Here is a 7596-nt window from a genome sequence, read left to right on the forward strand (position 1 = left end):
AGACGGGGGTTTGGGCGTTGGGGTGGACATGAAGGCCTGAGCAGGAAATGGAATGACGCCGGATTTTAGGTTGCGCGCGGGCTGACAAGCTTTAAGCTGAGGCCCGTCAGTGGCTTGTAAGTGGGGTGGCAGACAGTACCGCACAGTTCCATCAGACCCAGGAGACAACACCATGAGTTCGCCCAATTCCTCTATCGAGTCCGTGCTCGTCGAAAACCGCGTGTTTCCGCCCTCGGACGCGATTGCCAAGGCAGCCCGCATTTCGGGCATGGCGGGTTACGAAGCGCTGTGTGCTGAGGCCGACAAGGATTTCGAAGGTTTCTGGGCCCGCCTGGCACGCGAAAACCTGCAATGGACCAAGCCTTTCACCCGCACCCTGGATGAATCCAATGCGCCGTTCTATCAGTGGTTTGCCGATGGCGAACTCAATGCATCGGCCAATTGCCTGGACCGCCACATCGGCACCCCCACCGAAAACAAGACGGCCATCATCTTCGAGGCCGACGACGGCGCGGTAACCCGCATCACCTACAAAGAGCTGCTGGCCCGCGTGAGCCAGTTTGCCAACGCCCTCAAGGCCCACGGGGTGGAGAAGGGCGACCGGGTGTTGATCTACATGCCCATGACGATCGAAGGCGTTGTCGCCATGCAGGCCTGCGCACGCATTGGCGCCACGCACAGCGTGGTGTTTGGCGGCTTCAGCGCCAAGGCGGTGCACGAGCGCGTCATCGACGCGGGTGCCGTGGCCATCGTCACGGCCAACTACCAGATGCGCGGCGGCAAAGAGTTGCCGCTCAAGGCCATCATCGACGAAGCATTGGCCACTGGCGGCTGCGACACCCTGCGCAACGTGTTTGTGTACGAGCGCACGCCCACGGCGTGCAACATGGTCGAGGGGCGCGACAAGACCTTTGCCCAGGCACTGGCCGGCCAGAGCACCGACTGCCCGCCCGTGGCGGTGGGCGCCGAGCACCCGCTGTTCATCCTCTACACCTCGGGCTCTACCGGCAAGCCCAAGGGCGTGCAGCACAGCACGGGCGGTTACCTGCTGTGGGCCAAGCTCACCATGGACTGGACGTTCGACCTGCGCCCCGACGATATCTTCTGGTGCACTGCCGACATTGGCTGGATCACGGGCCACACCTATGTGACTTATGGCCCGCTGGCCGCAGGCGCCACGCAGATCATCTTTGAAGGCATCCCCACGTTCCCGAATGCCGGGCGCTTCTGGCAGATGATCGAGCGCCACAAATGCTCCATTTTCTACACCGCTCCCACGGCCATCCGCTCGCTCATCAAGGCAGCCGAGGGCGATGCGGCAGTGCACCCCGCGCGCTCCGATCTGTCGAGCCTGCGCATCCTGGGCAGCGTGGGCGAGCCCATCAATCCCGAAGCCTGGATGTGGTACTACAAGCATGTGGGCGGCGAGCGTTGCCCCATTGTGGACACCTTCTGGCAAACCGAAACCGGCGGCCATGTCATCACGCCGCTGCCTGGCGCCACGCCGCTGGTGCCCGGCAGCTGCACGCTGCCACTGCCCGGCATCACTGCTGCCATCGTGGACGAAACAGGCAACGACGTGGCCAATGGCGCGGGCGGCATCCTGGTCATCAAGCGCCCATGGCCCAGCATGATCCGCACCATCTGGAACGACCCCGAGCGCTTCAAGAAGAGCTATTTCCCTGAAGAACTCAAGGGCTACTACCTGGCCGGCGACGGCGCCGTGCGCAGTGCCGACCGTGGTTACTTCCGCATCACCGGCCGCATTGACGACGTGCTCAACGTCTCGGGCCACCGCATGGGCACGATGGAAATCGAATCGGCACTGGTCGCCAAGACCGACCTGGTGGCCGAAGCCGCCGTGGTGGGCCGCCCCGACGATGTGACCGGCGAGGCAATTTGCGCTTTTGTGGTGCTCAAGCGTTCGCGCCCCACCGGCGACGAGGCAAAGGCGATTGCCAAAGAGCTGCGCGACTGGGTGGCCAAGGAAATCGGGCCGATTGCCAAGCCCAAGGACATCCGATTTGGCGACAACCTGCCCAAGACCCGCAGCGGCAAAATCATGCGCCGCCTGCTGCGCTCCATCGCCAAGGGCGAAGCCATCACCCAGGACACCAGCACGCTGGAAAATCCCGCAATTCTGGATCAGTTGTCGCAGACCAACTGATCCAGAAGGGCGCCGCTGGCGCCCGCGCGCAGCGCTTGCGGGATTTGTGGACACTCCTATCGCGCAGCGATGTGATGTGGCCACAAAACCGGTTGGTTGTTCAACGGCCGGTGATCGAAGCCACAGCCCCCACTGATCCACAAGGGCGCCGCTGGCGCCTGCGCGCAGCGCTTGCACAGAGTGCCACCTGCACTTGCCACTGTAGGACGGCACCGGCACCTTCCAAAGTTCCAGGCCGGGTGACGTGGTCATGAGGTACAACACAGCATCTGCACCCTGGCCATGTCGGCCGGGGTGATGCTTGCCTACCGGAGTACTTTCATGCACATGCGATCAACCATCTTGCTGTTCATCGTGCTGGCCATCGCCGCACTGGCCGCGCTCAACTGGGAAATACTGGCCGCTTCATCGCTGGTTTCCGTGGGGTTGATGACCTTTGAGGCACCCCTGGGGTTGCTGATGTTGGGCTTGACCACGTTACTCGGCGTGTTCTTTGTGGCCTATGTGCTGTCCTTGCAGGGCTCGGTGCTCATGGAGACACGTCGCCACACCAAGGAGCTGCAAGCCCAGCGCGAACTGGCGGACAAGGCTGAAGCGTCGCGTTTCACGGAACTGCGCAGCTTCCTTGAGGCCCAGCACTTGAAATCCCATACCGATTTGCTGGCGCGCCTGGACATCCTGGAGTCGCACCTCGCGGCCAGGGCAGAAGAGTCTGACAACACCACTGCCGCCTATGTGGGGCAGCTCGAGCAACAGTTGCTGGGACGCCCTGGCACCAGCGTGGTGTGAAGCAACGCCTTGCCGGTTGTGCTCGGCCAAAGTGAGGAGTGCGCGGTGTGAAGCGCCCAAAACAATGGCCGCGTTTCCCGGAGGGAAAGCGCGGCCAGAGGATGCGGAGCGTTGCGCTCCGCAGCGGGCATGGGCCGAATTACTTCTGGGTCAGCACCCAGGCAGCCAGCTTCTTGGCATCTGCTTCAGCAACCTGTGCGTTGGCGGGCATGGGAACGGGACCCCACACGCCAGAGCCGCCCTTGATAATCTTGGTGGCAAGCTTGTCCACCGCGTCTTTTTGGCCGGCGTACTTGGCAGCCACATCCTTGTAGGACGGACCAACCATTTTCTTGTCGACAGCGTGGCAAGCCATGCAATTCTTCGAAGTGGCCAAGGCCAAGTCAGCCATTGCAGGAGCTGCGACCGACAGTGTCATGGCAAGAGTAATCAGCGTACGTTTCATGGTGGGTTTCCTGAGGTTGAGTTACAGTGCTTTCAACGAAATTGTAGTGACTTGGGTTGACATTGCCACGCCTTTTGTCAATTCATTCATCAGAATTGTGTTTTTTGGAGATAACCATGTATCTGTTAGGTCTCGGTCTCGTTCTGGCGTTGCTCAAATATCTTGAAATCGGACCCGTCGCTGCATGGTCCTGGTGGTGGGTGCTGTCGCCGTTTGCCATCACCACCTTATGGTGGGCATGGGCCGACTCCACGGGCTATACCAAGCGCAAGGCCATGGAGAAAATGGACCAGCGCAAGCAAGACCGCATCAACAAGCACAAAGAAGCGCTGGGGATCCAGCCGCGCAAGCCGCGCTAGGCATGGTGGCGATGCCCGACCGCCAGCTGTCGCGATAATTGCGTACACATTGCCCCTGATTCCCGCGTAACCCTTTACCCCACATCACGATGCCCGTTTACCGCTCCAAAACATCTACCGCCGGTCGCAACATGGCAGGTGCGCGCTCGCTCTGGCGTGCCACCGGCATGAAGGACGACGACTTTCAAAAACCCATCATTGCGGTCGTCAATTCGTTCACGCAGTTCGTGCCGGGGCATGTGCACCTCAAGGACATGGGCCAGCTGGTGGCGCGCGAGATCGAAGCGGCTGGCGGCGTGGCCAAGGAATTCAACACCATCGCCGTAGACGACGGCATTGCCATGGGCCACGACGGCATGCTGTATTCGCTGCCCAGCCGCGACATCATTGCCGACTCGGTGGAATACATGGTCAATGCGCATTGCGCCGACGCCATGGTATGCATCTCCAACTGCGACAAGATCACGCCCGGCATGCTCATGGCTGCCATGCGCCTGAACATCCCCGTGGTGTTTGTCTCGGGTGGCCCGATGGAAGCGGGCAAGGTCAAGCTGGCCAACCCCGGCACCCACAAGCTCGAATTCAAGAAGCTCGACCTGATCGACGCCATGGTGATGGCGGCTGACGACAATGTTTCAGACGCCGACCTGGCCGAGGTGGAGCGCTCTGCGTGCCCCACCTGCGGGTCCTGCTCGGGCATGTTCACCGCCAACTCGATGAACTGCCTGACCGAAGCGCTGGGCCTGTCGTTGCCCGGCAACGGCACAGTGGTGGCCACGCACGCCGACCGCGAAGCCTTGTTCAAGCGCGCCGGCCACCTTGCAGTGGAATTGTGCAAGCGCTACTACGAACAGGACGATGCCACGGTGCTGCCGCGCTCGATGGGCTTCAAGGCCTTCGAAAACGCCATCACGCTGGACATCGCCATGGGCGGCTCCACCAACACCATCCTGCACATCTTGGCCATTGCCCAAGAGGCCGAGATCGACTTTACCCTGGCCGACATTGACCGCCTCTCGCGCGTCGTGCCCCAGCTGTGCAAAGTGGCACCCAATACCGACAAATACCACATCGAAGACGTGCACCGCGCGGGCGGCATCATGGCCATTCTGGGTGAGCTGGACCGTGCGGGCAAGTTGCACACTGACACCCCCACCGTGCACGCCAAGACGATGAAGGACGCACTGGACCAGTGGGACATCGCCCGCAACCCGTCGCAAGCGGTTCAAACCTTCTACAAGGCCGGCCCCGCCGGCATCCCCACCCAGGTGGCGTTCAGCCAGAGCACCCGCTGGCCCAGCCTTGACATCGACCGCGCCAAGGGCTGCATCCGCTCTGCGGACCATGCTTTCTCGCAAGAAGGTGGCCTGGCGGTGCTGGTGGGCAATATCGCGCTCAACGGCTGCGTGGTGAAAACGGCCGGGGTTGATGACGCACTGATGGTGTTCGAAGGCCCAGCCCACGTGGTCGAGTCGCAAGACGAAGCGGTGGCCAATATCCTGGCCGACAAGGTCAAGGCAGGTGACGTGGTGATCGTGCGCTACGAAGGCCCCAAGGGCGGCCCCGGCATGCAAGAGATGCTCTATCCCACCAGCTACATCAAGTCCAAGGGCCTGGGCAAAGCCTGCGCGCTGCTGACCGATGGCCGCTTTTCGGGTGGCACCTCGGGCCTGTCCATTGGCCATGCCTCGCCCGAGGCCGCAGCCGGTGGCGCGATTGGCCTGGTGCGCAATGGTGACCGTATCCGCATCGACATCCCCAACCGTTCCATCAACGTGCTGGTGTCGGACGAAGAGCTGGAAAAGCGCCGCGCCGAGCAAGACAAGCTGGGCTGGAAACCCGCGCAGCCACGTCCGCGCAAGGTGTCCGCCGCCCTCAAGGCGTATGCCAAGCTGGTGATGTCGGCCGACAAAGGTGCCGTGCGCGACCTGTCGCTGCTCGACTGACACCGCCCGGCGCGCAGGCGCCGCGCACAAAAAACCGCCGGCGGCTCGCACGGCGGGTTTTTTATGCTCTTTTTTTAATAGCTACCAGCGCTTATCCCATAAGCACTACAGGCTAATTTGATTGAAATATACGGGGATTGCTGCTGCACGTCCTGCCCAGGCGTGCCGTGCCGTGCACAATACCGGCCAACATGCTGACCTATCCCCACATCGACCCAGTCGCCCTGCAGATTGGCCCGTTGGCCATCCACTGGTACGGCCTGACCTATCTTGCGGCCTTTGGCCTGTTCATGCTGCTGGGAATTCGCCGCCTGCGCCATGAGCCCTTTGTGTCCATCACCGGGCCGGGCGCCTGGTCGCGCAAGGATGTCGAAGACATCCTTTTTCTGGGCGTGGTAGGGGTGGTGGCCGGGGGCCGACTGGGCTATTGCCTGTTTTACAAACCCGGCTATTACCTCACCCATCCCCTGGAGATCTTTGCCGTGTGGCAAGGCGGGATGAGCTTTCATGGAGGGCTGCTGGGCGTGATTGTGGCCATGCTGTGGTTTGCCCATTCGCGCAAGCGGCCCTGGCTCCAGGTGGCCGATTTTGTGGCGCCCTGCGTGCCCACGGGGCTGGCGGCCGGGCGGGTGGGCAACTTCATCAATGGTGAGCTGTGGGGCCGCTTTGCCAGCCCCGACTTGCCTTGGGGCATGGTCTTTGCGCACAGCGGGTCAATGCAGCCGCGCCATCCGTCGCAGGTGTACCAGTTTCTGCTGGAAGGCCTGCTGCTGTTTGTGCTGCTGTGGCTGTATGCGCGCCGCGAGCGCCGCCCAGGCCAGGTGGCGGCAGCATTTCTGGTGGGTTACGGCACGTTCCGTTTCGTCGCCGAGTATTTCCGTGAACCCGATGCCTACCTGGGTCTGCTTTCGCTGGGCATGAGCATGGGCCAGTGGCTGTGCCTGCCCATGATCGCGGGCGGTGTGGGCCTGTGGCTGTGGGCGCAACGCCAGCCAGTGGTTGCTCGGAAATTTGGGTGAAATAAGGCTCTAGCGCTTGATGGGTAATCGCTAGCAGCTATTAAAAGCATAGTTACTGCCGGGCGCTGAGTTCGGCCACCTGCTGGCGCAGGGCAGCGTTTTCGGCCGTCAGCTCGGCAATGCGCTGCTGCAGGGCGGCCACGGTGTCGGGTGCGGGTTCGCCTGCCGACACCACCGGTTCTGCGCGTGGCTTGCGCTGGGCTTCGCGCACGCGCTTGGCTGCCTGCTTCAGCTCATCCTTGCCGGCCATGGCGGCTGCCACCTGTTCTTCGGCGGGCAGGCTGGCCACCGCGGCGGCCGCGTTGATCGAGATCGTGCCGGACTTGACCGCCGCCACCACTTCGGGGGCCGCCTGCTTGCGGATCTTTTCGATCATCACCACCTGGCTGCTGCTCAGCCGTGCGGCCCTGGCAATGGCTTCACGGCTGCTCAGGGGGTCGGTGGGCGGCTGCTGGGTGACAGGGGCCGAGGGCTCTGCGTTGCTGGTCGCGTCGTGTTCGTTGTGCGCGGCGTGCCCGGCGGGCGTTTGCGAAGGGCTGGATGCCGCCAGTGCTGCGGCGCGCCGCTCGGCCACGATCTCGCGTTTGCGCAGTGCCAGCACGCCACGCTGAAAATCCGAAACGCTGCGCCGCCCCAGGTGCTGGTCGATCATCCACAGGTGCACGTCCTGCATCGACTGAAAGCGCGTGTTCTGTACCGTCTGGAACGGCAGTCCATGCTTTTGGCAGATGCCATAGCGGTTGTGGCCGTCCACCAGCACATCGCCCCACAGCACCAGGGCGTCGCGGCAGCCCTCGGCCAGCAGGCTGCGCTCCAGAGCTTCGTGCTCCTCGGGGGTCAGCGGGTCGATATAGGCTTTGAGGTCTTGGTT

General features: G+C 62.6%; 7 protein-coding genes. 5 read left to right on the forward strand and 2 right to left on the reverse strand.

The window, feature by feature from the left end; all coding sequences use genetic code 11:
- Positions 1-172: 172 nt before the first annotated feature.
- The gene (gene acs, locus DTW89_RS18210; RefSeq protein WP_114656959.1) at positions 173-2167 is read left to right on the forward strand and encodes an acetate--CoA ligase; all 1995 of its coding nucleotides are present in this window, start codon (positions 173-175) and stop codon (positions 2165-2167) included.
- A 321-nt stretch (positions 2168-2488) separates the two neighbouring features.
- Positions 2489-2956, forward strand: a complete 468-nt coding sequence (locus DTW89_RS18215; protein WP_111866967.1) for a LapA family protein — start codon at positions 2489-2491, stop codon at positions 2954-2956.
- Positions 2957-3095: 139 nt separating this feature from the next.
- Here DTW89_RS18215 and DTW89_RS18220 read toward each other — a convergent pair whose 3' ends face one another.
- The gene (locus tag DTW89_RS18220; RefSeq protein WP_114656960.1) at positions 3096-3401 is read right to left on the reverse strand and encodes a c-type cytochrome; all 306 of its coding nucleotides are present in this window, start codon (positions 3399-3401) and stop codon (positions 3096-3098) included.
- A 116-nt stretch (positions 3402-3517) separates the two neighbouring features.
- Between DTW89_RS18220 and DTW89_RS18225 the strand changes: the two genes are divergently transcribed.
- The 3 genes from DTW89_RS18225 (at position 3518) to lgt (ending at position 6725) form a co-directional block, all read left to right on the forward strand.
- Entirely contained in the window at positions 3518-3760 is a 243-nt protein-coding gene (locus DTW89_RS18225; RefSeq protein WP_024815453.1) for a TIGR04438 family Trp-rich protein, read from the forward strand.
- An 89-nt stretch (positions 3761-3849) separates the two neighbouring features.
- Positions 3850-5706, forward strand: a complete 1857-nt coding sequence (gene ilvD / locus DTW89_RS18230) for a dihydroxy-acid dehydratase (RefSeq protein ID WP_114656961.1) — start codon at positions 3850-3852, stop codon at positions 5704-5706.
- Between the two features lie 191 nt (positions 5707-5897).
- Entirely contained in the window at positions 5898-6725 is an 828-nt protein-coding gene (lgt, locus tag DTW89_RS18235) for a prolipoprotein diacylglyceryl transferase (RefSeq protein WP_114656963.1), read from the forward strand.
- A 52-nt stretch (positions 6726-6777) separates the two neighbouring features.
- On the opposite strand, the gene DTW89_RS18240 is transcribed toward lgt, so the two are convergent.
- Positions 6778-7596 (reverse strand): plasmid replication/partition related protein (locus DTW89_RS18240; protein ID WP_114656962.1); only part of this gene is annotated, 819 nt, incomplete at its 5' end.

This window comes from Acidovorax sp. BoFeN1 (genome assembly GCF_003345135.1).
Lineage (GTDB): Bacteria > Pseudomonadota > Gammaproteobacteria > Burkholderiales > Burkholderiaceae_C > Acidovorax > Acidovorax defluvii.